Below are 22,389 nucleotides of genomic sequence, written 5' to 3' on the forward strand. Positions count from 1 at the left end.
AAGTAAACGTGCCTTCCAGCTCCACACGCGGCTGCTTCGTCTCAAAAGGCCCCTTCTGAATTCAGGAGGGGCCTTTTCTTATCCGCTATTTCCGTCAGGTCAACTTTAGGTCTTTGCATCCGTGTAAGGAGTTCGCCTTTCCCTCCAAATTATGTCCGCTGCCGATACTCTCTTGTCCGCTGTCCCTACCTCCCCGGCTGCGGGCATCAAAACCCTGGCCCGGCTGGGTTTTGCCGCCATTGGGGTGGTGTATTTGCTCATGGGCGTGCTGGCACTCCTCGCGGCAGCCGGCCAGCAGCAGGGCGCCCACGCCGACAAGGAAGAGGCCGTGCAACGCCTGCAAGACCTGCCCGGCGGCCGTGTGCTGCTCGGCTTTATTGCGGTGGGGCTCGTGGGCTACATCGTGTGGCGCTTCACGCAGGCCGTGCGCGATACCGAAAGTAAGGGCTCTGGTGCCAGCGGCCTCGGCATGCGGCTGTGGTACATCGTGAGCGGCTTGTTCTATAGCGGCCTGGCGCTCTATGCCGGGCGCCTGGCGTTGAACGGCCGGGCCGAGAAAGGCAGCGACGCATCCAAGACGCTGGCCGCCCACGTATTGGGCTGGCCCGGAGGCGACTGGCTGCTGCTGCTGGGCGGGCTGGTGGTTATCGGCATTGGGCTGTTTCAGGGGTTCCGGGCCTATTCCGGCCGTTTCCACCGCGACGTGGACGCCAGCGCGCTGCCCGACAGCCAGCGGCGCCTGGTGTACCGCACCGGGCAGGCCGGCTTCACGGCCCGGGGCGTGGTGCTGGGTCTCGTCGGCTACTTTCTGGTGCAAGCGGGGCAGCAAGCCCGCGCCGGCGCCGTGGGCAGTACCGACGAAGCCTTCGACTTGCTGGCCGCCATGGGGCCGGTTGTGCTGGGTGTGGTGGCCGCCGGGCTGGCGGCTTATGGGCTCTACATGCTGGTACAAGCCAAATACTCGGTGCTGCGTGGCATTTAGGTAGTTGCTCGTTCGGCCACGTAATCAGCCAGGTAGGCATACCGCTCCGTGAGCTGGCCGCCCCGGGCAATGGTGGCCCGCGCAATCACGCCCTCCGCGTCGTTGCCGACCAAGTGAGGAAATACATTGTCGATGAGCTGGCGGCCGAAGTCGCGGCTGGCGTTGCGGGGCAACTCGCAGGGCAGGTTGTCCACGGCCATGATGGTCAGGTTGCCGGGCCGGGAATAGGCCGGCTCCAGCTCGCCGGTGGTGGGGTTGTAGTCGAAGGCCGGGTCGGCGATGGTGCTGCTGCGCTTGGTGGTCGGAATGGAGCCGTCCACGTCGCAGGTCACGTCGGCAATGGTGTTGATGCGGAAGCCGGGCATGCGGGTGTCGGCTTCTTCGAATAGCCGGGGCGCTGCCGGGTGCCAGTAGGCGCAGGCAATCAACAAATCAGTGACGGGCACAAACAAGCCAAAAGCCGACTCGTACTCCTGCGGGTTGCGGTGGAAATCGGGCGTGTCCCACACCCGGCCGTCGCGGCGGCGGTTGTAGTCGGAGCTGCACAGCTGCGTGTACACCGGCTCGGCGAAGTCGTGGTACAGGTAGTCGTACACGCTCACCCGCCTGATGCCCATGCGGGTGAGCACCTCCAGCGCGCCCTGTGCCACGCGGCCCGAGCCCGTCACGGCCATCTTAATGGGCGGGAGCTTCTTCACCTTGAAAAATTCCTCCTGCATGTCGTCCATGTCCACGCACTGGTGGGCGGGCTTCAGGTCGTAGAGGCCATGCTTGCGCCCGTAAGTGAGTAAGCCGTTGTAGGCGCCCACAATGCCGGCGTAGCGGCCAAAGGCCACGATGCGCTCGCCTTTTTCATTGGTGAGCAGCTCGTAGTCGATGAGGGTGATGTTCTTCTTCAACACGGCTTGCAGCAGCTTGCGGTTGGCGGGCTGCTTCTTCACAGTGTGCGAGAAAAAGAGATAGGTTTTGTTGGGGATGAGCTGGTCGACGGGTACTTCTTTCACGCCCATCAGCACGTCGCAGGCGCTCACGTCGTCGCGCACCTCCAGGCCCAGGTCGCGGTATTCCTGGTCGGCGTAGCTGCGGATGGGGCTGCTTTGCGCCACCACGCGCAGGCCCGGAAAAGTGGCCTGGGCTTCGACACATTTTTTGGGGGTGAGGGGCACGCGTTTGTCGGGCGGGGTTTTGCCTTCGCGAATGAGGCCGATGGTGAAGGGCATGAGCGGGGTGGGCTGGAGAATGGATGGGCTGGCAAAGCTAGAAATTTTGGGCTGTCGGGGCGGTACTTGCCCCTGTTTGGCGCTGAACAAAACGGTTGCTTCGGCCCTTAAGACCGGGCGGGGGCAAGCCCCGCCCCTACCGCCCCGGTCCGAATTATCTGCTGCGGCGGGAAGCCTTTCGGGGCTACCTTTGTTATCTCGGAAATCAGCTCTCTCCCCACCCCTTTTTCGCCTTTATGTCGTTGAAATTCTCGTCCGTTGACGTTTTCGAAGCTCGCCACAACGCGCCCGGCGCCGACGAGCAGGCCGCCATGCTCCGCACCATCGGCGTGGACAGCATCGAGCAGCTCATCAATGAAACCGTGCCGCCGGCCATCCGCCTGAAAAAACCCCTCGACCTGCCCGCCGCCCTCAGCGAACGGGCTTTTTTGGCGAAGTTCAAGCAGATTGCCAGCCAGAACCAGGTGTTCAAGTCCTACATCGGCCTCGGCTACCACGACACCACCCTGCCCCCCGTTATCCAGCGCAACATCCTGGAAAACCCCGGCTGGTACACCGCCTACACCCCCTACCAGGCCGAAATTGCCCAGGGCCGCCTCGAAGCCCTCATCAATTACCAGACCATGGTGATTGACCTCACCGGCCTCGAAATCGCCAACGCCAGCCTGCTGGACGAAGGCACCGCCGCCGCCGAGGCCATGCACATGCTGCACAGCCAGACCAAGAAAAAAGGCGCACACCAATACTTCGTATCGGAGCAGGTGCTGCCTCAAACCATCGACCTGCTGCGCACCCGCGCCACGCCGGTCGGCATTGAGCTGGTGGTGGGCGACCACCGTCAGGTGGACCTGAGCAACGAAGGCTTCTTCGGCGCCATGGTGCAGTACCCGGCCGCCGACGGCGAAGTGTTTGATTACAAAGACTTCATCGTTCAGGCCCAAAAAAATAACGTGTTTGTGGTGATGGGCGCCGACCTGCTGGCACTCACGCTGCTCACCTCGCCCGGCGAGCTGGGCGCCGACGTGTGCGTGGGCAACTCGCAACGCTTCGGCGTGCCGATGGGCTACGGTGGTCCGCACGCCGGTTTCTTCTCCTGCAAAGACCAGTTCAAGCGCGTGATTCCCGGCCGCCTCATCGGCCAGAGCGTGGACGCGGCCGGCAACAAGGCCTACCGCATGGCCCTGCAAACCCGCGAGCAGCACATTCGCCGCGAAAAAGCTACCTCCAACATCTGCACCGCCCAAGTGCTGCTGAGCGTGCTGGCCGGCATGTACGCCGTGTACCACGGCCCGCAGCGCCTGAAGCAGTTTGCCGTGAACACGCATGTGCTGGCTCAAACCCTCGAAGCCGGCCTGAAAAAGCTGGGCATCGAGCAGACCAACGAAAGCTACTTCGACACCCTGAACCTGCGCCTGGAAAGCGCCGAGCTGGCCCAGGCATTGAAGAAAGAAGCCGAAGCCGCCCGCATCAACTTCCGCTACTTCGACGAGGTGCGCGTGGGCATTTCGCTCAACCAGAACACCGAGCTGCACGACGTGGCCGACATTCTGGACGTGTTTGCCAAAGTGCTGGGTCAGGAAGCCGAGCAACTGACCGAAGCCGTGGAAGCCGACGAGCTGCGCGTGCCGGCCAGCCTGCAGCGCACCAGCGAGTACCTCACGCACCCCATCTTCAACACGCACCACGCCGAGCACGAGATGCTGCGCTACATGAAGCAGCTCGAAAACAAGGACCTGAGCCTGGCGCACAGCATGATTCCGCTGGGCTCCTGCACCATGAAGCTCAACGCCACCGCCGAAATGATTCCGGTGACCTGGGCCGAAATCGGCGGCCTGCACCCCTTCGCTCCCATCGAGCAGGCTCAGGGCTACCAGCAGATTTTCTCGGACCTGCAGCACTGGCTGTGCGAGGTGACCGGCTTTGCCGCCGTGAGCCTGCAGCCCAACTCCGGCGCCCAGGGCGAATACGCCGGCCTGCTGGCCATCAAAGGCTACCACGATGCCCGCGGCGACCACCACCGCAACGTGGCCTTGATTCCGGCTTCGGCCCACGGCACCAACCCCGCTTCAGCCGTGATGGCCGGCATGCAGGTGGTGGTGGTGAAGAGCACCGAAGACGGCAACATCGACGTGGCCGACCTCAAGGCGCAAGCCGAGAAGCACGCCGCCAACCTGAGCTGCCTCATGGTGACCTACCCCAGCACGCACGGCGTGTACGAGGAAACCATCGTCGACATCTGCGAAACCATTCACCAGCACGGCGGCCGCGTGTACATGGACGGCGCCAACATGAACGCCCAGGTGGGCCTCACTTCGCCCGCCAACATCGGCGCCGACGTGTGCCACCTCAACCTGCACAAAACCTTCTGCATCCCGCACGGCGGCGGCGGCCCCGGCGTGGGCCCCATCGGCGTGGTCGAAGACTTGGTGCCCTACCTGCCCGGCCACGCCGTGGTACCGGTAGAGGGCCGCGACGCTGGCTCGGTATCGGCCGCGCCGTGGGGTTCGGCCAGCATTCTGCCCATCAGCTACGCCTACATCTCGATGATGGGTGGCGACGGCCTGAAGCGCGCCACCGAAACCGCCATCCTGAACGCCAACTACATCAAGGCCCGCCTCGAAAGCCACTACCCGGTGCTGTACTCGGGCAGCAACGGCCGCTGCGCCCACGAGATGATTCTGGAATGCCGCCAGTTCAAAAAGGCCGGCATTGAGGTCGAAGACATCGCCAAGCGTCTGATGGACTATGGTTTCCACGCCCCCACCGTGAGCTTCCCGGTAGCCGGCACCCTGATGGTGGAGCCCACCGAGAGTGAAAGCAAAGACGAACTGGACCGCTTCTGCGACGCCATGATTTCCATTCGCAAGGAAATCGCGGCTGTGGAGGCTGGCCAGGCCGATGCCAAAGAGAACGTGCTGAAGCACGCCCCGCACACCGCCGCCACCGTCCTCACCCGCGAGTGGACCCGCCCCTACACCCGCGAGCAGGCCGTGTACCCCATGGACTATGTGCGCGCCAACAAGTTCTGGCCCAGCGTGGCCCGCATCGACTCGGCCTACGGCGACCGCAACCTCATCTGCAGCTGCACGCCCATCGAGCAATACGCCGATAAGGAAGAGGACCTGGTGCAAACCGATAAAGGCCCGTCGTACTAATCAGCTGTCATTGCGAGGCGCAGCCGAAGCAACCGCAGGTCAGCGTAGCTAATCCATCCTGTTCTCAGCGACCAGCCATGTAAAGTGACAAAGCCCCGGCACCATTGCGGTACCGGGGCTTTTTGGTAAAAGGGCGTGTCTGGTGTTGACAGGACGGATTAGCTACGCTGTCCTGTGGTTGCTTCGGCTGCGCCTCGCAATGACAAATACCTGTTACTTATCCCCCCGCACGCCAAAGCAGCGGCGGTCCATGTAACCAGTTTGCACTAAGCCTGCCTTTTCCAGACGCACGCGCACGAAGTAGGCGTTGATGGTATCGAGCACTTGTACGGTGTTGCCGGCGGTGGTTTGCGTCAGCACGTTGGAGGTTTTGGTCATGCCGTCGTACACGGGGCAGTCCACGATGGTGTTGTGCGGTACCGGCACGGTGTTGGGAGCGGTGCGCCGGACCTCGTCGCGGGCGGAGGTGCAGGCCGTGAACATGCCGGCAATGGCCAAAGCCAACAAGGCAGTACTTTTCATTGACGAAGCTGGAAAAGGATGAGGGGAATTCGGGGGTAAGGTAGGACAAAATCCGGTTATCTCAATCTGGGACGGTTGGAAATTCATCGCTCAAACCCGGGCTTCGTTCGACTAAAATGTGAACGACGGCCCCAAGTTTTTCGTTAGTGTAATAGCTTCCGAAACAGGCTCATGGGCTTTCGCTGCGCTTGTTTCCGTGCCTCTCCTAATCCGTATTCTAATCGTCTTTATGAACCGCATCACCCGTTCCCTGGCCCGCCCTGTTGGTTTAGCTGTGGCTGCCATTGCCTTGTTGCTGGGCCCCAGCGCCTGCTCGCCGGCCGCCCGCGTGGGCGTCACCAACGACTTCGACCACGCCGTTAACTTCCGTGCCTTCAAAACCTGGGCCTGGTACCCACAGCAGCCCAGAGACGCCGAAGGCGGCCCCGCCAAAGGCTACGAGTCTTTCCTCGACAAGCGCATGCGCGCCGCCGTGGCCGCTGAGATGACGGCCAAAGGCCTCACTGAAGTGACCACCGCCCCGGACATCTACGTGGCTTATAGTGCCCGCGTGGAAGACAAACAACAAGTGTCGCCCTATTATAACGGCCTCGGTTACCCCTACGGGTATGGCTATGGCTATTATGGCCGCGGCTACTCGCCCGTGACGCAGTACAAAGCCGGCACTGTAGTGATTGACATCATCGACGCCCGCCGCAAAGAGTTGGCGTGGCGCGGCACCGGCCAAGCCCAGGTCGACCAAAACACCATTGATGAGGCTGAAACCCACCGCATCGTGAACGGCATCCTGAGCACCTACCCGCCGCAGAACAACAACGCCCGCCGCTAAGGAGGCGGGTTGCCTGCAACCTCTTATCTCTCAAAAAGCCTCTTCTGCTCGAAGAGGCTTTTTTTATGCACTCAATTCACCTATTCTCGTGCGCGTCTTTCACTTTTCTTTCCTGGCGATGGGTCTGTTGCTAAATAGCTGCCAAGCCGTTTTTACAGGCATCTACGGTATTCGTGAACCCAAGCCGCTGGCAGCAAGCAGCTTGCCCAGGCTGGCAGAAACCTACGGCATCCCGCCAGGCAGCCACAATGCGGTGCTCGACACTGGTTTTCGGCGCATGCTACGTTGTATGCACCAGCAAGACGCCAGTGTAGCCAAAAACCATTGGCAGTTTTTACAGGCTATGTACTACAACGCGGCAGGCCAGCAGCAGTCCTTCCATATCAATTGCTATGCGGGCGGCTTCCCCAACCTGCAATGGGAACGTGACGGCATTATGGCGCATTTTCCGCCGGCCCAGCAGGCCCCGCGCGATTCTGCCCTATCCCTGGCAGCGCATCTGCAACACGTTTACACGGCTGGCTTGCCAACCACCTGTGCCCCCGGCGGACTACACCGTGGTGGTGCACTGGAGCCGCTTCATGACGCGGCAGAGCCGCCGGCTCATCCAAGCGGTGCGCCGCAACGCCGCCCTGGCACCTGCGGGCACCCGGGTGGCGCTCATATTTGTCAACACCGACGATTTCTACTACCTTACTTATAAGCGCGACGATGAGCGCAGGGCCGCCCAAGCAAAGGGCCCGGCTTACTAGCCGGGCCCTTTGCTTGCTGTCCATTTCTTTATAACCTTACACCGGTACGTTCACGTGGCGCTCGGCGTGGTAGGAGCTGCGCACCAGCGGGCCGCTTTCCACATACTTCAGGCCGCGGCGCAGGCCCTCTTCGCGGTAGTGGGCAAACTGGTCGGGGGTGATGAACTCGGCCACGTCGAGGTGGCGCTTGGTGGGCTGCAGGTACTGGCCCAGGGTGAGGATGTCGAGGCCGTTGGCCACGAGGTCGTCCATGGCCTGGTACAGTTCGTCGGGCTTCTCGCCCAGGCCTAGCATGATGCCCGATTTGGTGCGGTGGCCGGCCAGCTTCGTGCGGCGGATTTGCTCCAGGCTGCGGTCGTACTTGGCTTGCGGACGCACCAAGCGGTAGAGGCTGCCCACAGTTTCGATGTTGTGCGAAATCACCTCCTGGCCGCCCGAAATCATCACGTCCAGCGCGTCCCAGTTGGCTTTCACGTCCGGAATCAGGGTTTCGATGGTGGTGCCGGGCGAGAGTTGCTTGGTAAGCACCACGGTGTCGCGCCACACGCTGGCGCCGCGGTCTTTGAGCTCGTCGCGGTTCACGCTGGTGATGACGGCGTGCTTCACCTTCATGAGGGCAATGGCTTCGGCCACGCGGCGGGGCTCGTCGAGGTCGTACTCGGTGGGGCGGCCGGTGGCCACCGCGCAAAACGAGCACGAGCGGGTGCAGATGTTGCCCAGAATCATGAACGTGGCCGTGCCCGCGCCCCAGCACTCGCCCATGTTGGGGCAGTTGCCGCTTTCGCAGATGGTGTGCAGCTTGTGCTCGTCGACGAGGCGGCGCACGGCGGCGTATTCTTCGCCCACGGGCAGCTTCACGCGCAGCCAGTCGGGCTTGCGGGGGCGGGCGGGGGCAGCCGTTTCGGGCTGGATAACGGGCAAGTCTATCATCTTCGGATATCAGTTAGCAGCTGACGGAGCGCGTCAACCCTATGCAAAAGCAATTCGCAGCCAAAACGTTTCAACCAAACGGCTACACAAAAATAAGCACGAACGGCTGCGCGTTTGCGCAGCCGTTCGTGCCAAGCGGGGTGGTGCCCCTTAATGCTTCATTCAGAGGAAATACTGCTGCCGGTTTAGCTCCGGTGGCCGAAATACAGCGTCAGGTACACCGAGGGAAAGAACTGGCGGTTCACGGCCTGGTTTTCGGGACCAGCGTAGGGGCTGAGGATGACCATGCGCTTGGTGAAGGCTTCGACCAGCACGCCCACTTCCAGGCCGGTCACGGCGTCGCGGTAGCGGCCGTACTCAAAGCTGAGGCCGCCGCGCACGTGGAAGCCCGGCACCACCTTGGTATCGCTGATGCCGCTGAAGAGGGGACCGTGGTCGAGAATGGCTGGCAAAAACGTGTGCTTGAGCGGGTCGTACTGCTCGTTCACGATTTCGTCGGTAGACAGGTTGGGCACCTGCGTGCGGGCAAACGTGCGGTCGTAGGAAATGTAGTAGGGCATGAGCAGGCCGATGGACGGCCCCACGCTCAGCAAGCCGTTCACCTGCACGCCGGCATCGGCGGCTTTGCGGAAGAGGATGCGCTGCATGCCAAACGAGGGGCGCAGCACAAACCCGTAGTTGGTTTTGCGGTCGATGTAGCTGCCGCCCACGGCGGTGTTGATGCGCTCTTCTTTGGCGTTTTTCAGCATCACGCCCTCCAGGCTCCAGAAGCGCAGCAGGCGGTCGTCGAGCACGCGGGTAGAGCGGATGGACGCGCCGCCAATCAGGCCACCCTGGGTGTTGAAATTGATGCCGTAAACAAACTCTTTGCTGTACGACTGCTCATCGGACGGCGCGTCGGGCACCGGCGCGGAGCGCACGGGCGCCTGGGCCGGCGCTTCGGACGCCGGAGCCGAGGAACGGGGCGCCGGAGCGGCCGGGCGCGCGGGCCTGTCCTGCGCCTGGGCAGTTGCGGCCAGGCCAACGGCCGCCAGCAGGCCAAGAATACGGGGAAGGGAACGAAGCATAATCAACCGAAAAAGAGCCTCAATGGCCGCCACCGGCGCGGCGCAGGACTTGATACGTAATTTAGCGAAAGAAGAAACTACTTGGTAAAGGTAACTCGCTGACTTGATGAACACCGCCACCGCCCGCTATGCCGGCAACCTCCGCACCGAAGCCACGCACGTCGCGTCCGGCACCACCATTCAAACCGATGCGCCGGTGGATAACCACGGCCGGGGCGAAGCCTTTTCGCCCACCGACCTGGTGAGCACCGCCCTCGGGGCCTGCATCATCACGACGATGGGCATTGTGGCCGAGCGCCACGCCTGGGACCTGACCGGCAGCAGCTTCGACGTCACCAAGCACATGAGCACGGAAGCCCCGCGCCGCATTGCGCAAATCGACGTGACGCTGAGGCTGCCGGCCGCACTGGATGCCAACGCCCGCACCGTGCTGGAGCTTGCCGCCCACACCTGCCCGGTGGCCCTGAGCCTGCATCCCGACTTGGTGCAGAACGTGGTGTTTGAGTATCGGTAAGGGAAAGGTAGAATCGGCTGTCATCCTGAGCGCAGCGAAGGACCTGTTCACGTTCCAACGACTTGTTCTGACGTGAGAAGGTCCTTCGCTGCGCTCAGGATGACAACTTTTCAATAATTGCCTACTTCACCACACTTTGCACGTCGCTCAGGCGGATGCCCATGTGCGAGGCGTCGTAGGTGCACTCGCCGTCCTGGATGAGCAGCAGCTGGGGCGACTCGTGGCGCACGCCAAACTGCTCGGCAATTTGGGCCGAAAGGGGGCGGAAGCGCAGCAAATCGAGGTAATAAATGGGCAGGTCGAGGCCGCTATCGGCCCACTGGCGCTCAATCTTGCTCTTGGCCGCCGCGCTGATGGAGCAGGTAGTGCTGTGCTTGAAAATAAGCACCGGCTGCTCGTGCGAGGCCCGGGCCAGGTCGGTGAGCTGTTCGGGTTGGGTGAGGGGAAGCCAGGGAGTCGACATAGGAAATCGTAGTTAGGAGCGAATAAAGCGAACGGTCCGACACGCCGCGGGGCGCCAAATGGACGCCGGAATACTACAACAGTTTTTAAGCTAGTTGATTCCCGCGCGGGCGGTCATTTTTTATCGTCGTTGCGGGCGGCCAGCTTGCGGCGCTGGCGCTGCTCTTTGCGCACCAGGGTGGTGGTTTTGTCGCGGCGCAGGCCCAGCAGGCCGGCGGGCTTCACGTTGGGCGCGGTGCCTTTTCCGTAGTTCACACCGCGGGCAATGTCGGGCTGGGGCTGCGTGCTTTTGCCGCGCTTGAGCTGGTCAGCCGTCACGTCGAGGTGGCTGTCTTTGTAAGGCGAGTCGGTGCGCTTGGCCTCGCGCAGGGCGCGGCGGTTGGCGGCCTTCACCTTGGCCGGGTTTTCCTTCACAATTTGGGCGTGCGCTACCCCGCTGCCCAAGGCTAGCAGCAGCAAAGCCGATAGGGCGCTACGGCTTATCGCCGCCAGCAGGCGCTGCATCGGGCGCTGATTCTTCCTTGGGCGCTTTGGGAGAAGCACCGTGCTCGTAATCGGGTTTCTTGTGGAGGCCATATTTGAAGAAGTCACGGATGGATTGCCAGGGACGGAACGGTTTGTGCTGCTTGTTCACCTTGCGGCGCTTGAGCTTGGGCTTTTTCATCAGCCCTTTTTTGTCGTAGCGCACAGTTGATTTTTCGGGCAGGGTGCGGGCCGCCGGGGCTTGCGACGGGGCCGTGACCGTGCCCCCGCTGGGCGTCGACACATCGGTGGCAGCTTCCACATCGGGCCCGCCTTCCACCGACTTTTCTTTCTTTTTGGCGTGGCTAAAGGCCAGCAAGCCTTTCTCTTTCTCCTTTTTGGCCTTCTGCTGGGCGATGTATTCGGGCGAAGGCTTGGGCGTAGGCAGCCGGTACGGATGGAACACCTTGTGATAGAGCGAGCAGCTGCTCAGCAGCCACGCGCCCAGCAAGTACCAAAGAACAACGGAAGGTATACGTGTCAGCACCGTAAAACGGACAAATTCAGGAAGAAAGCAAAAGAAAGGTACGGCCTGGCCGCGCGAAAACCGCGCCAACCCCGCGCCGCCTAGTAGTTGCGCAGGGCCTGCACCTGCTCGCGCAGGCGCTGCTGGGGCAGGAAAGCGGCCTCCAGCGGCGGCGCAAACGGAATGGCCGTATCGAGCGAGGCCACGCGGCGTACGGGCGCGTCGAGGTGCTCGAAGCAGTTCTCTCCTATCCAGGCCGCAATTTCGCCGCCGATGCCGCCCGTCATGGTGTCTTCGTGCAGGATAAGGACGCGGCCGTTTTTGAGCACGGTGCGGCGCACGGCTTCCTGGTCCCAGGGCAGTAGGGTGCGTAGGTCCAGAATGTCAGCCGACACGCCCAGGTCCTGGCACACGTCGAGGGCCCAGCGCACGCCCATGCCGTAGGTGATGATGCTCAGCTCATTGCCCTCGGCGGCCAGCGCGGCCTGGCCGATGGGCGTGGTGTAGTAGGCGGCGGGCACGGGTCCGCTCATGCTGCGGTAGAGCATCTTGTGCTCGAAATACAGCACCGGGTTGGGGTCTTCAAAGGCAGCGCAGAGCAGGCCCTTGGCGTCGTGCGGGTTGCTGGGATACACCACCTTCAGGCCGGGCACGTGCGTGAACCACGCCTCGTTGCTCTGCGAGTGAAACGGGCCGGCGGCCGAGCCCGCGCCGGTGGGCATCCGGATAACCACGTCGGCGTTCTGGCCCCAGCGGTAGTGGCTCTTGGCCAGGTTGTTCACAATCTGGTTGAAGCCGCAGGTCACGAAATCGGCGAACTGCATTTCGACCATGCTTTTCTTTTTCTTGATGCTCAGCCCCAGCCCAATGCCCACAATGGCCGACTCGCACAAGGGCGTATTCCGCACCCGCGCCTTGCCAAACGCGGCCACAAAGCCTTCGGTGATTTTGAACACCCCGCCGTAGTCGGCAATGTCCTGGCCCATGAGCACGAGGTCGGGGTAGCGCTCCATGCTCTGCTTCATCCCTTCGGAAATGGCGTCGATAAAGCGCTTTTCGGGCGCAGCGCTGCCCGCGGGCGCGTCCGTCACGGGCGCTTCGAAGGGCTGGTACATGTCCGCAATTTCCTCGGCGATGTCGGCCGTGGGCATGGGCACGGCGTCGGCTTCCTGCAGGCCGGCCTCAATGGCGGCCTTGATGGTTTCGCGGATGCTGTGGCGGGCGGTTTCGGTGAGGATGCCTTCGGCCAGCAGCCACTTTTCGTAGTTTTCCACCGGGTCTTTGGCGGCCCATTCTTCCATCAGGCTCTGGGGCACGTACTTGGTGCCGCTGGCTTCCTCGTGGCCGCGCATGCGGAAGGTGAGGGCCTCCACCAACACCGGGCGCGGGTTTTCGCGCAGGTCCTCGGCCAGGCGCTTCACGGTGGTGTACACTTCGAGCACGTTGTTCCCATCCACCTGCACGGCTTCCATGCCGTAGGCGGGGCCTTTGTCCACGAACGACTTGAAGCGGAACTGCTCGTTGGAGGGCGTGCTGAGGCCGTAGCCGTTGTTTTCAATCATGAAAATGACGGGCAGCTGCCATACGGCGGCCACGTTCAGGGCCTCGTGGAAGTCGCCCTCGGAGGCACCGCCGTCGCCACTGTAGGTCAGGGTCACCTTCGGCTTTTTGTCGAGCAAATCGGCCAGGGCGATGCCGCCGGCCACAGCCAGCTGCGGGCCGAGGTGCGAAATCATGCCCACGATGTGGTGCTCGTTGGTGCCGAAGTGGAAGCTGCGGTCGCGGCCCTTGGTGTAGCCGGTGCGTTTGCCCTGCCACTGCGCAAACAGGCGGCCCAGCGGCACCTCGCGGCCCGTGAACACGCCCAGGTTGCGGTGCAGCGGCAGAATGTATTCGTCGGCCTCCAGGGCCAGGGTGCTGCCCACCGAAATGGCTTCCTGCCCAATGCCCGAAAACCACTTGCTCACCTTGCCCTGGCGTAGCAGAATCAGCATTTTTTCCTCAATCAGCCGCGGGCGCAGCAAGTGCTGATAGAGGTGCAGCAGGGTTTCGTTGGAAAGGTCTTGGCGGTCGAAGGTCATAAAAAGAGGGGTGGGTTGGGAGCGGCAAAGGTAGCGGGCCTGCCGCAGGTCGACACCGCCCCGGCTACTCTGGCCCAAGATTCTGCTCACGGACGTGAAAATGGAAAAGCAACCCCAGGCAGCCGTTGTGCTGTCGGCGCATTCGCCGGGGGCAATGCGTCAGTATGCCGCCCGCCTGAGGCGCTCCGAAACGCTAAGAAATGAGAGCAGCATGGCCCAGCGGGCGCACCCAACGCCTTTGCGAACCGGCCGCAGCCTGGCCCAGAGCCCAGCCTTTATCTTCGGCACCCATTTTCTGCCTGTATTTTAGGCCCGCGCCAATTCCCACCCAGGCCGTTGCCGAAGGGCTCTCCTGCTCACAGGAGAAACCTTTCGCCGAAGCCTCATTCTTAAATGAAGAAACACGCTCTCTCCTTTATCCTGGCTTTGTTCGTCCTGTTGGATTTGGGCTACACGTTTGTGCAGAGCTACCAATTGCCCCTCGACGGTGACCTGAGCCCCATTGTGCTGCCGGCGGCCGACTGCCGGCAGGTGCTGGGCGACCCTTTTGGTTGGGCTGCCCTCACCCGCCACGAGATATATGTGGCCCCAAACCGCTTTTTTGCGCACGCCGCCATGGTCGTGTGGTTTAAATCGGTGCCCTTGGCGCTGCAGCGGTTCATTAGTCCCATTAGCAGTGTGTACGCGGCCTGCGCCCTGTTTGCAGTGCTGGTGCAGAGCCTGTTGCTCTACGTGCTGGGCGTGTACATCAGCGGGAGCTACCGGCTGGGTGGGCGCTGGTGGCTGGCGGTAGCGCTGGTGGTGCCGCTGTTTCAGATGGCGGGCTACAACGACCAGATGGGCATCATCGACCAGTGCATTACCTACACGTTTTTCTACGCCTTCCCCATGGCCTTGCTGCTGCTGTTGCTGCTGCCCTTCTACCGGGCCGCCTTCCAGGGCCAGCCAATGCCGTCGGGCGGGCTGGCGAGCATGGCACTGGTGGGCCTTATGGTGGTGCTGGCGTTCAATGGCGTGATTGTAACGGCCGCCATGGGCGTGCTTTTTGTCTGCATCGCGCTGCACTGGGCGGCGCAGCTATGGCGGGTGGGTGCCCGCCTGGGGCTCAAACAAGGGCTGGCCGCACTACAGTCCCTGCCCAGGCGGCCGCTGGTGCTGCTGGGCATTTTTGGCCTGTTGTGCCTGTATTCCATCTACCTGGGGCTCTTCGAGCGCGAGAGTCTAAACCATTCCCTTCCCTTGTGGGAGCGGTACACGCGCATCCCGGCGGGCATCTTGTGGCAGTACCGCAAGCTGGGCATGCCGCTGCTCACGCTGGCTGTGCTGGCCAATGCCCAGCTCCTGCGCCGGCTGCTGCCCCAGGCGCCCGGCAGCCAGCGGGCCCTGCGCCTGCTGCGGTGGCTGGGAATATTCGCCCTGATTTTCCTGCTGCTATTGCCCCTGGGCGGATACCGCGAGTACCGGGAGCTGATTGTTCGTCGCGACTCCGTTCTGCCCCTCATCCTGGGGATGGTGCTGGCATATGGCCTTTCTACGTACATTTTGCTGCAACACCTCCCGGCTAGGCCCCGGCGGTGGTACCGGGGGGCTGTGGTAGCATTCTCCCTCATCTACCTCTACGCCGACCGGCACCTGCCCAATGTCTCGAACGCCTGCGAGCGGGCAAACCTGGCCCGTTTGGAACAAGCCACCGAGCCCGTGGTCCGGCTAAGTGCCGACTGCACCCTGATGTCGTGGGAGCCGCTGCCCCAGGCCCAGGACTCCGAGCTCAACGCCCAGCTTTTCGAATACTGGAACATCAATAAAGGCGGCAAGCTGTATTACCAGCAGGGCCAGTAAGAGGCAAGGTGCTTGCCCACAGGCGGTTGCAAAAACGCGTACTTCTTTGTTTTAAAATTGGCTGGCTTTGGGGCCGAACCCAACGAACCCCTCCGTAGTTTGCCCTTTGTTCTTTACGTTAGTTATGATTCATTTCCAGGAATTCACCCTCGACAACGGCCTGCGCTGCATCGTCCACGAAGATTTTTCCACGCCCATGGCCGTGCTCAACGTGATGTACGACGTGGGCTCGCGCGATGAGGACCCCGGCCACACCGGCTTTGCCCATCTGTTTGAACACCTCATGTTTTCGGGCTCGGTGAACATCCCAAGCTATGACGAGCCCCTGCAGCGTGTGGGTGGCGAAAACAACGCCTTCACTTCCAGCGACATCACCAACTACTACCTTTCGCTGCCCGCCGCCAACCTCGAAACCGGCTTCTGGCTGGAATCCGACCGGATGCTGAACCTGGCTTTCTCGGAAAATGGCCTCGAAGTGCAGCGCAAAGTGGTGGTGGAAGAGTTTAAGCAGAGCTACCTCAACCAGCCCTACGGCGACGTGTGGCTGCAGCTCAAGCCCCTGGCCTACCACACCCACCCCTACCAGTGGAACACCATTGGCAAGGAGATTTCGCACATCGAAAACGCGGTAATGGACGACGTGCGCGGCTTCTTCCAGAAGCACTACGCGCCCCAGAACGCCATTCTGGTGGTGGCTGGCGCCGCCAGCGCAGCCGAGGTGCGCCGCCTGGCCGAAAAGTGGTTCGGCCCCATTCCGGGCGGGCCGGCCTACCAGCGCCACCTGCCCCAGGAGCCCGCCCAAACCGCAGCCCGCCACCACACCGCCCAGGCCCCGGTACCGCTGTCGGCACTTTACAAAGCCTACCACATGCCCGCCCGCGGCGACGCCCGCTACCACTCCGTGGATTTGCTGAGCGACATGCTCGGCCACGGCAAGTCGGCCCGCTTGCACCAGCGCCTCGTGAAGGAGCAGGCCTTGTTTAATAACATTTCGGCTTCGCTCACCGGCTCGCTCGACCCCGGCCTGCTCGTCATCAGCGGCAAGCTGAACGCGGGCGTCGACCTCAAAGAAGCCGACGCCGCCGTGGAAGCCGTGGTGGCCGAATTTCTGGCCGCCGACGTGGACCCGCAGGAACTCGAAAAAGTAAAAAACCAGGCCGAAAGCAGCCTGGTTTTCGGCGAAATCGACCTGCTGAACCGTGCCCTGAACCTGGCCTACAGCAAGCTACAGGGCGACGCCAACTTGGTGAACGAGGAAAGCCGCCGCATTCAGGCCGTGACCGTGGCCAGCGTGCGCGCCGCCGCGCAGGAAGTGCTGCGCCCCGAAAACTGCAGCACCCTCTACTACGAAGCCGTGCCGCAAGAAGCGCTGGCAGAGGCGGAATAACATCAACGCGTTGACGCGCTTAAGACACAAAAAGGTCCTGTTGAGCAAGCTCAACAGGACCTTTTTAGATTTTCCCGGTGCCTATTTTTTCTTGGCTTTCACCTTGGTTTTGCCGGGCGCCACCGGCAGGTTGCTGTCGCGGCTCAGGGAGCTGTTAGCGGGCTTAGCGTAGCGGGGGCGCGGGGTGCGGTTGTCGTTGTAACCGCCGTTGGCGGTGTAGCCCACCTGCCGGCGCATGGGCGTAGCGGGGGCCAGGTACATCGAGCCGTTGCGGATGTCCTCGGGCACGCCAGCACCGTAGGGCTTGCCGGTGTGGGGGTTGATTTTGACGGTCGTTTTCACCTTGCGCGGGCCGCGCGTGGAGTAAGGGGTGAGTTTTTTGCTGCGCGACTGCGCCGAGGCATTGGTGGCAGCAACGGCGAGCAGGAACAGCGAAGCGAAAAGGTAGCGGAACATATGGCTGACGAAAAAAGATGAGACGAATTGATTGCCAACAGGCCGGTTGGCACCGGGCGAAAGCGAATCGGCTTCCATTCATACGCACAACTGCCGGGGGCGGATGGTGCCATGAAATGGAAGCCGATGCAAAAATAAAGCGGAGCAGGCAGCAGTTAGTTGCCGAGCGTGGTTTGGGTGGCGGCGGACTTGCGGGCCGGACGCACGCTGTAGGGGGTCAGGCCGTTGCTGGTGCGCACGTGCACGGGCATGCCGGGGGCGGCCGAAATGTTCTGGTTGTCGATTTCGCCGCGCGAAGTGGTAGCGGGCAGCACATCCGTGGTGCCCCAGCCGTCGTTGGAAGCCACGGCCGTTTGGGTGTTGTTTTCGATGGGCGGCCAGCCGTCGTTCAGGGGCGCGGCGGGGGCCGATTTTACGGCCACGCGGCGGGCCTTTTTGGCTTGGCGGGCGGCTACCTTAGCAGCTTTGGTGGTTTTCTTGGTGGCCTTCACCGGAGCGGTTTGGGCGCTAGCTTCAGCCAGCAGGAACATCGACAGGGCGAGGGTGAGGAAGGAACGAAGCATGGCTGAAAAGAATGAATGTGGAGTTGAAAAAGTTGATTACCGTAGCTGAGAGGACATATTCCAAACGCGTGCCAACTTTTTCAACTGCTGATTTTCGACCATCAAAAAAGCCCGGCCGGCCCGCAAACGCAGACCAGCCGGGCCAATGTCCCGACCAACACCGCAGTTTTATCGCGGCGTGAGCGTGGTGCGGCTTTTGGTGCGCGTGGGCGCGGGGCCGTTGTAGCCCTGCACGTTCTTGGGGTTGTCGACATTCACGGGCATGCCGGGGGCGGCGTAAATGCTCTGCCCCTTGCCATCAGCGGCTTCGGTGGAACCCACGGCGCCGTTGCCACCGGGGCCAATGTCGTTGCGGCCGCCGGAGCTGGCCGATTTAGAGGCCGACGCCGAACCGGCGGCCGGCTTCATGGTGGTGTTGCGGGTGGCGGACGTTCGGGTGGTTTTTGTGGCTGTCGCCTTGGTAGTTTTGGTAGCGGGGGCCGACTGGGCCGCCGCTTCGACGACAAAAGCTAGCGCGAGCAGGACGGAAAGCAGAGAGCGAAGCATGAACGGGGTGGTGAGGGGTGAAAGAAAAAGCAGCTTGGTGCCCTGCAGCAGCGCGAAGAAGCAGACGGCTTCCGCATGCTACGGTGGCGTTGGGCATACGCGAAACCTCACCGCCCGGTACATGCGTGCACGAAAGTTTTGTACCCGTTCGCCCCTGGCCTTGGTGCCACCATCCAACGCCAAACGGCCCGGCCGCCCCACCCAAAAGGTGAAGCAACCGGGCCGAATGATATAAATGCCGGTGCGGGCCGGGCTGGCTTACCAGCCCAGGGGCTCGGGGGCTTTTTTCTTGGGAGCCGCTTTCACGGGTGCTTTCGCGGGGGTTTTGGCTTTGTCGGCAGTGGCACCGCCTTTGGCGGCGGTAGCTGCTGTGCCGGCCATGGCATCGGCCGCGGGAGCCGCGGCGGGCTCAGGAGTAGCGGGGGCAGCGGCAGCAGCCGGCGCGGGCGCGGCGGCCGGCGCGGCGTCTACGGGGCGGGGCGGCCAGGGCTTTTCGCGGCGCGGCTTGCGGTTGAGGCGACGCTCGCGGGCGGCAATGGCATCGTCTTCCATCACGTGGCGGCCGCCGCGCATCATCACGGGCGCGCCGGGGGCCACCGAAATGCCGCCCACGCTGGCGCTGTTAGAGGCAGCAGCCCCGCCTCCGCCAAAGCCTTTATCGGCGGCGGGGGCAGCAGCGGCAGCGGCTTCCAGCGACGGAGCAGCTTCGGGTGCGGCGGGAGCTGCGGCCGGAGTAGCACCGCCGCTGGCCGTGGCCTTGGTGCTGGTGGCGGCGTTAGTTTTCGTTGTGGTTTTCTTGGCGGGAGCTTTTTTGGGGGCATCACCCCAGCCGCCGGTGTCCCAGCCGGCTTGGGCCGAGGCGGAAGTCGCTACACCTCCGAGAATAAGCAAGAAAAATAGCGCACGTTTCATGGTTAACACTTTAAGAGAGATGAAGGAAGATGAATCAGGAATTGCGGTAACTGAATGTGTTGGTGAATCGTTCGGCAAGGGCCGGGCCCTTGCCGTAACTTTGCGGCCTATGATGCAGGAATCCATTGCCGCTCTTACGGCCGAAATTACGAAGGCCGAACTGAATAATCCCGCCGCCCTCGATGCTTTTCGCATCAGCTACCTCGGCCGCAAGGGCCGGCTGGCCGATTTGTTCGACCAGCTCAAGACCGTGCCCAACGAAGAGAAGCGCGCCGTGGGCCAGCAGCTCAACGCCCTGAAGCAGCAGGCCCAGGCCCGTTTCGACGAGGCCCAGCAGGCCGCCGAAGCCGCCGCCGACAACGCCCCTGCCAACCCCGACTTCGACTACACCCTGCCGCCCGTGCCCAACGCCCTCGGCACCCGCCACCCCCTGAGCCTGGTGCGCGAGGAGATGCTGCGCGTGTTCGCCCGCATCGGCTTCGCCGTGGCCGAAGGCCCTGAAATTGAAGACGATTGGCACAACTTCACCGCCCTCAACTTCCCCGAAAACCACCCGGCGCGGGACATGCAGGACACGTTCTTTGTGGAGTCGCGGGCTGGTGGATTGGTGGATGCAGCGGCTGAAAACGATTCAACCCACCAGTCCACCAATCCACTACCTCACCTTCTAAGAACCCACACCAGCACCGTACAGGTGCGCGTGATGGAAAACGAGCCGCTGCCCATTCGGCGCGTGATGCCAGGCCGCGTATTTCGCAACGAGGCCATTTCGGCCCGGGCGCACATGATGTTCCACCAGGTAGAAGGCATTTTCATTGACGAGGGCGTGAGCTTCGCCGACCTCAAGCAGACGGTGTATTACTTCGTGCAGGAGCTGTTCGGGGCCGACATCAACATCCGTTTCCGCCCCAGCTTCTTCCCCTTCACCGAGCCCAGCGCTGAAATCGACATCACTTGCCTGATTTGCAAAGGCGCGGGCTGCAACATCTGCAAGTACTCGGGCTGGGTGGAAATTGGGGGCTGCGGCATGGTGGACCCCGCCGTGCTTGAAAACGCGGGTATCGACCCCGAGAAATACTCCGGCTATGCTTGGGGCATGGGCATCGAGCGCATTGCCATGCTCAAGTATCAGATTAAGGACCTGCGCCTGTTCACGGAAAACGATATGCGCTTCCTGCGCCAGTTCGAGGCGCTGTAACCATCCTTCCTCCTCAGCCGGCCAGCATGGGCTTCTTGTCATTTTTCAATAGGAAGCCGGCCGGGCCGGTTTCGCCGGCCGTCCGCGAGGTATTGTTTGGCGACGTGCCGGTGCTGGAATGGCCGCGGCCGGATGCCCCGCACCGCCAGGAGCCGCCCTGGTCACTATTTGCAGCCGCCCAGGATGCTTACCGGAGCGGCGACGCCGCGGCGGCTATTGCGGCCTTGCAGCAGGTACTGGACACGCCGGGGCTGGAGTCGCGCCATTACCTGCAGGCGTGGCATTTTCTGCGCACGCTGGGGGTGGCACCGTCTTCGGATGAGGCCCGCCGGGTGCTGGGCGTGGTGGTAGAGGTGTCGTTGCCCGAAGGGCTGGATTTGGTGGTGGCTTACGCAGATTTAACGGCCCGTTATTACAACCACAGCGGCGCGGGCGTGGTGTGGGAGATGGGCAACGATTTGGCCGACGCTCCAATCCAAAACCTGTTGGCGGCGGGCCAGACCGTAGTCAACGTTATCGGGCCGTCGCAAGAAGCTCGGCGTGCGGCCCCGCCTACGGGCCATGTTCGCGTCAATTCCCTTACAGCCGGCGGCCTGTACTTTGGCGAAGGACCGTTCAATACACTGTTTAACGACCCGCTGGCCAGCCCGGTCATAGCGGGCGGACTGGCGTTGATGCAGGCGCTCATTGCCTATCAGGCAGAAAATCCGCCCGCCGAGAAATAGGCCGGGCCTAACGGTGGTCAGCTTACTTTGCGGAGCCCTCCTCGTGTTCAGCAATTTATGCAAGCCGCTACCCCCGCCCGCCTCGACCCTTTCTTGAGCCAGAAGCTGCGCTTTTGGTCGCTGATGGCCATGGTGCTGCTGGTGTACGTGCACGCCTATAACCTGCACCCACGCTACCTGCAGCCCTTCACGCCGGTGCAGGAGGCGCTGGGGCCGGGCACCTGGCTGCAATACTTGCTGGCCAACGGGCTGCTGCGGTTTCGCATTCCCATTCTGTTTGCCATTTCGGGCTACTTGTTTGCCTGGCGCGAGGGCGCCGAGCCGCACGGCCAACGCGTGCGGCGGCGCTTGCGCACCCTGGGCCTCCCCTATTTGCTTTGGAGCTTAATATGGCTGGCGGCGCTGTGGGCGCTGGAGCAGTTCCCCGTCGCCAAACAGGCGGTGCTTGATGCCGAAATCAGCCCGTTCTGGCCCCGGCAATTGCTCAGCCAGCTTACGGCCGGTGAGCTGGTACAGCGCTGGCTGGTGGAGCCCGCGCCGTTTCAGCTGTGGTTTTTGCGCAGCCTGCTGGGGCTCAACTTGGTATATCCGTGGCTGCGGGTGGCCGTTTTGCGCAAGCCCGCCATCTACTTCAGCGTGGCGGGGCTGCTGTGGTTTTTTATGGTACCGGTGCCCTTAATTGGGGACGAAGGGCCGCTGTTTTTTGGGTTGGGCGCGTGGTTGGCGTTGCGCGGCAAAGACGTGCTGGCGCCACCCGGCTGGTTGCGGCCGGGGTTGCTGGCGGGGCTGTGGCTGGGCGCGTGCCTCCTCAAAACTTGGCTGGCGTTCCAGGTGGGGCCACCGTTTTCGCTGCCGCTGGCCCTTTCCATGCTGGCGTTGCACAAGGTAGGCGAAATCAGCGGGATGCTGGTGGCTTGGTTTGGGCTCAACGGGCTGGTGCGCTGGTGCATGGACCGCAACTGGTTTCAGTGGCTGACGGGCTTTTCGTTTATGATTTACGTGTTGCACGTGCCCTTAGTGAACTATGCTACCGAACTGGCGTTGCGCTATGGACGAGCCGTGCCACATATCCATTTGCTTACTTACCTGCTCCTGCCTTTGCTGGTAGTGGCTGTGAGTGTGGGCCTTGGTGCGCTGCTGCGCGCGGTGGCACCCGGTATTTATGCGGTGCTCACTGGTGGTCGGGGACTGGCTACGTCGTAATTTTGGGGTTCGGCCGGCAAGCAATCTATCCTATTCGCGCTTGCCGCCTTGTTTTTCT

At 62.5% G+C, this 22,389-nt stretch carries 22 protein-coding genes; 10 read left to right on the forward strand and 12 right to left on the reverse strand.

Going from position 1 to position 22,389, the window contains the following annotated elements; translation table 11 throughout:
* Window positions 1-151: 151 nt before the first annotated feature.
* Window positions 152-982 carry a DUF1206 domain-containing protein gene (locus tag MTP16_RS04155; RefSeq protein ID WP_243516183.1) on the forward strand — a complete coding sequence of 277 codons (831 nt, stop codon included), beginning with the start codon at window positions 152-154 and terminating at the stop codon, window positions 980-982.
* Here MTP16_RS04155 and MTP16_RS04160 read toward each other — a convergent pair.
* Window positions 979-2,202, reverse strand: coding sequence for an NAD(P)-dependent oxidoreductase (locus tag MTP16_RS04160; RefSeq protein ID WP_243516185.1), 1,224 nt, complete (start codon window positions 2,200-2,202; stop codon window positions 979-981). The two genes, MTP16_RS04155 and MTP16_RS04160, sit on opposite strands and share 4 nt — an antisense overlap.
* 236 nt (window positions 2,203-2,438) lie before the next feature.
* Between MTP16_RS04160 and gcvP the strand changes: the two genes are divergently transcribed.
* A complete protein-coding gene (gene gcvP / locus MTP16_RS04165) occupies window positions 2,439-5,357 on the forward strand; it encodes an aminomethyl-transferring glycine dehydrogenase (protein ID WP_243516188.1) in 2,919 nt (972 codons plus the stop codon).
* Between the two features lie 213 nt (window positions 5,358-5,570).
* Here gcvP and MTP16_RS04170 read toward each other — a convergent pair whose 3' ends face one another.
* Complete coding sequence (locus MTP16_RS04170) at window positions 5,571-5,879, reverse strand: SH3 domain-containing protein (RefSeq protein WP_243516190.1); 309 nt, start codon at window positions 5,877-5,879, stop codon at window positions 5,571-5,573.
* Between the two features lie 229 nt (window positions 5,880-6,108).
* Between MTP16_RS04170 and MTP16_RS04175 the strand changes: the two genes are divergently transcribed.
* The gene (locus tag MTP16_RS04175) at window positions 6,109-6,708 is read left to right on the forward strand and encodes a DUF4136 domain-containing protein (protein WP_243516191.1); all 600 of its coding nucleotides are present in this window, start codon (window positions 6,109-6,111) and stop codon (window positions 6,706-6,708) included.
* Window positions 6,709-7,244: 536 nt separating this feature from the next.
* On the forward strand, window positions 7,245-7,460 hold the full coding sequence (locus MTP16_RS04180) for a hypothetical protein (protein ID WP_243516193.1): 216 nt from the start codon (window positions 7,245-7,247) through the stop codon (window positions 7,458-7,460).
* Window positions 7,461-7,496: 36 nt separating this feature from the next.
* On the opposite strand, the gene lipA is transcribed toward MTP16_RS04180, so the two are convergent.
* Together lipA and MTP16_RS04190 are read right to left on the reverse strand one after the other, a co-directional pair.
* Window positions 7,497-8,390, reverse strand: a complete 894-nt coding sequence (gene lipA / locus MTP16_RS04185; protein ID WP_196285701.1) for a lipoyl synthase — start codon at window positions 8,388-8,390, stop codon at window positions 7,497-7,499.
* Window positions 8,391-8,575: 185 nt separating this feature from the next.
* Window positions 8,576-9,457 carry a hypothetical protein gene (locus MTP16_RS04190; RefSeq protein ID WP_243516195.1) on the reverse strand — a complete coding sequence of 294 codons (882 nt, stop codon included), beginning with the start codon at window positions 9,455-9,457 and terminating at the stop codon, window positions 8,576-8,578.
* 106 nt (window positions 9,458-9,563) lie between these two features.
* Here MTP16_RS04190 and MTP16_RS04195 point away from each other — a divergent pair, with 106 nt between their 5' ends.
* On the forward strand, window positions 9,564-9,971 hold the full coding sequence (locus MTP16_RS04195; protein ID WP_243516196.1) for an OsmC family protein: 408 nt from the start codon (window positions 9,564-9,566) through the stop codon (window positions 9,969-9,971).
* A gap of 121 nt (window positions 9,972-10,092) precedes the next feature.
* Here MTP16_RS04195 and ytxJ read toward each other — a convergent pair whose 3' ends face one another.
* From ytxJ to MTP16_RS04215, 4 genes are all read right to left on the reverse strand, one after another.
* A complete protein-coding gene (ytxJ, locus tag MTP16_RS04200) occupies window positions 10,093-10,434 on the reverse strand; it encodes a bacillithiol system redox-active protein YtxJ (protein WP_243516198.1) in 342 nt (113 codons plus the stop codon).
* Between the two features lie 113 nt (window positions 10,435-10,547).
* A complete protein-coding gene (locus MTP16_RS04205; protein WP_243516200.1) occupies window positions 10,548-10,892 on the reverse strand; it encodes a hypothetical protein in 345 nt (114 codons plus the stop codon).
* Between the two features lie 13 nt (window positions 10,893-10,905).
* Window positions 10,906-11,442, reverse strand: coding sequence for a hypothetical protein (locus MTP16_RS04210; protein WP_243516202.1), 537 nt, complete (start codon window positions 11,440-11,442; stop codon window positions 10,906-10,908).
* Between the two features lie 80 nt (window positions 11,443-11,522).
* Entirely contained in the window at window positions 11,523-13,502 is a 1,980-nt protein-coding gene (locus tag MTP16_RS04215; RefSeq protein ID WP_243516204.1) for an alpha-ketoacid dehydrogenase subunit alpha/beta, read from the reverse strand.
* Between the two features lie 393 nt (window positions 13,503-13,895).
* Here MTP16_RS04215 and MTP16_RS04220 point away from each other — a divergent pair, with 393 nt between their 5' ends.
* On the forward strand, window positions 13,896-15,341 hold the full coding sequence (locus tag MTP16_RS04220) for a hypothetical protein (RefSeq protein ID WP_243516206.1): 1,446 nt from the start codon (window positions 13,896-13,898) through the stop codon (window positions 15,339-15,341).
* A 124-nt stretch (window positions 15,342-15,465) separates the two neighbouring features.
* Entirely contained in the window at window positions 15,466-16,728 is a 1,263-nt protein-coding gene (locus MTP16_RS04225; protein ID WP_243516207.1) for a M16 family metallopeptidase, read from the forward strand.
* 81 nt (window positions 16,729-16,809) lie between these two features.
* Here the strand turns inward: MTP16_RS04225 and MTP16_RS04230 are convergent, their stop codons facing one another.
* From MTP16_RS04230 to MTP16_RS04245, 4 genes are all read right to left on the reverse strand, one after another.
* Window positions 16,810-17,184, reverse strand: coding sequence for a hypothetical protein (locus tag MTP16_RS04230; RefSeq protein ID WP_243516209.1), 375 nt, complete (start codon window positions 17,182-17,184; stop codon window positions 16,810-16,812).
* Between the two features lie 155 nt (window positions 17,185-17,339).
* Complete coding sequence (locus MTP16_RS04235) at window positions 17,340-17,747, reverse strand: hypothetical protein (RefSeq protein ID WP_243516211.1); 408 nt, start codon at window positions 17,745-17,747, stop codon at window positions 17,340-17,342.
* A gap of 168 nt (window positions 17,748-17,915) precedes the next feature.
* Window positions 17,916-18,293 (reverse strand): hypothetical protein, encoded by a 378-nt coding sequence (locus MTP16_RS04240; protein ID WP_243516213.1) that lies wholly within the window; start codon window positions 18,291-18,293, stop codon window positions 17,916-17,918.
* A gap of 258 nt (window positions 18,294-18,551) precedes the next feature.
* Window positions 18,552-19,184: a hypothetical protein gene (locus tag MTP16_RS04245; RefSeq protein WP_243516214.1), complete on the reverse strand. Its 633-nt coding sequence runs from the start codon at window positions 19,182-19,184 to the stop codon at window positions 18,552-18,554.
* A gap of 133 nt (window positions 19,185-19,317) precedes the next feature.
* Here MTP16_RS04245 and pheS point away from each other — a divergent pair, with 133 nt between their 5' ends.
* The 3 genes from pheS to MTP16_RS04260 are packed head-to-tail and all read left to right on the forward strand — an operon-like array spanning window position 19,318 to window position 22,331.
* A complete protein-coding gene (gene pheS / locus MTP16_RS04250; RefSeq protein ID WP_380287137.1) occupies window positions 19,318-20,403 on the forward strand; it encodes a phenylalanine--tRNA ligase subunit alpha in 1,086 nt (361 codons plus the stop codon).
* Between the two features lie 26 nt (window positions 20,404-20,429).
* Window positions 20,430-21,128, forward strand: a complete 699-nt coding sequence (locus MTP16_RS04255; RefSeq protein ID WP_243516216.1) for a hypothetical protein — start codon at window positions 20,430-20,432, stop codon at window positions 21,126-21,128.
* Between the two features lie 57 nt (window positions 21,129-21,185).
* Complete coding sequence (locus MTP16_RS04260; RefSeq protein ID WP_243516217.1) at window positions 21,186-22,331, forward strand: acyltransferase family protein; 1,146 nt, start codon at window positions 21,186-21,188, stop codon at window positions 22,329-22,331.
* Window positions 22,332-22,389: the final 58 nt, after the last annotated feature.

Source organism: Hymenobacter monticola, assembly GCF_022811645.1.
Lineage (GTDB): Bacteria > Bacteroidota > Bacteroidia > Cytophagales > Hymenobacteraceae > Hymenobacter > Hymenobacter monticola.

What these genes read in the sequence shown, in the direction of transcription:
- MTP16_RS04155 (WP_243516183.1), top strand. Translation starts at nt 152, where the DNA reads ATGTCCGCTGCCGATACTCTCTTGTCCGCTGTCCCTACCTCCCCGGCT.
- MTP16_RS04160 (WP_243516185.1), bottom strand. Translation starts at nt 2,202, where the DNA reads ATGCCCTTCACCATCGGCCTCATTCGCGAAGGCAAAACCCCGCCCGAC.
- gcvP (WP_243516188.1), top strand. Translation starts at nt 2,439, where the DNA reads ATGTCGTTGAAATTCTCGTCCGTTGACGTTTTCGAAGCTCGCCACAAC.
- MTP16_RS04170 (WP_243516190.1), bottom strand. Translation starts at nt 5,879, where the DNA reads ATGAAAAGTACTGCCTTGTTGGCTTTGGCCATTGCCGGCATGTTCACG.
- MTP16_RS04175 (WP_243516191.1), top strand. Translation starts at nt 6,109, where the DNA reads ATGAACCGCATCACCCGTTCCCTGGCCCGCCCTGTTGGTTTAGCTGTG.
- lipA (WP_196285701.1), bottom strand. Translation starts at nt 8,390, where the DNA reads ATGATAGACTTGCCCGTTATCCAGCCCGAAACGGCTGCCCCCGCCCGC.
- MTP16_RS04190 (WP_243516195.1), bottom strand. Translation starts at nt 9,457, where the DNA reads ATGCTTCGTTCCCTTCCCCGTATTCTTGGCCTGCTGGCGGCCGTTGGC.
- MTP16_RS04195 (WP_243516196.1), top strand. Translation starts at nt 9,564, where the DNA reads ATGAACACCGCCACCGCCCGCTATGCCGGCAACCTCCGCACCGAAGCC.
- ytxJ (WP_243516198.1), bottom strand. Translation starts at nt 10,434, where the DNA reads ATGTCGACTCCCTGGCTTCCCCTCACCCAACCCGAACAGCTCACCGAC.
- MTP16_RS04215 (WP_243516204.1), bottom strand. Translation starts at nt 13,502, where the DNA reads ATGACCTTCGACCGCCAAGACCTTTCCAACGAAACCCTGCTGCACCTC.
- MTP16_RS04220 (WP_243516206.1), top strand. Translation starts at nt 13,896, where the DNA reads ATGAAGAAACACGCTCTCTCCTTTATCCTGGCTTTGTTCGTCCTGTTG.
- MTP16_RS04225 (WP_243516207.1), top strand. Translation starts at nt 15,466, where the DNA reads ATGATTCATTTCCAGGAATTCACCCTCGACAACGGCCTGCGCTGCATC.
- MTP16_RS04230 (WP_243516209.1), bottom strand. Translation starts at nt 17,184, where the DNA reads ATGTTCCGCTACCTTTTCGCTTCGCTGTTCCTGCTCGCCGTTGCTGCC.
- MTP16_RS04235 (WP_243516211.1), bottom strand. Translation starts at nt 17,747, where the DNA reads ATGCTTCGTTCCTTCCTCACCCTCGCCCTGTCGATGTTCCTGCTGGCT.
- MTP16_RS04240 (WP_243516213.1), bottom strand. Translation starts at nt 18,293, where the DNA reads ATGCTTCGCTCTCTGCTTTCCGTCCTGCTCGCGCTAGCTTTTGTCGTC.
- pheS (WP_380287137.1), top strand. Translation starts at nt 19,318, where the DNA reads ATGCAGGAATCCATTGCCGCTCTTACGGCCGAAATTACGAAGGCCGAA.
- MTP16_RS04255 (WP_243516216.1), top strand. Translation starts at nt 20,430, where the DNA reads ATGGGCTTCTTGTCATTTTTCAATAGGAAGCCGGCCGGGCCGGTTTCG.
- MTP16_RS04260 (WP_243516217.1), top strand. Translation starts at nt 21,186, where the DNA reads ATGCAAGCCGCTACCCCCGCCCGCCTCGACCCTTTCTTGAGCCAGAAG.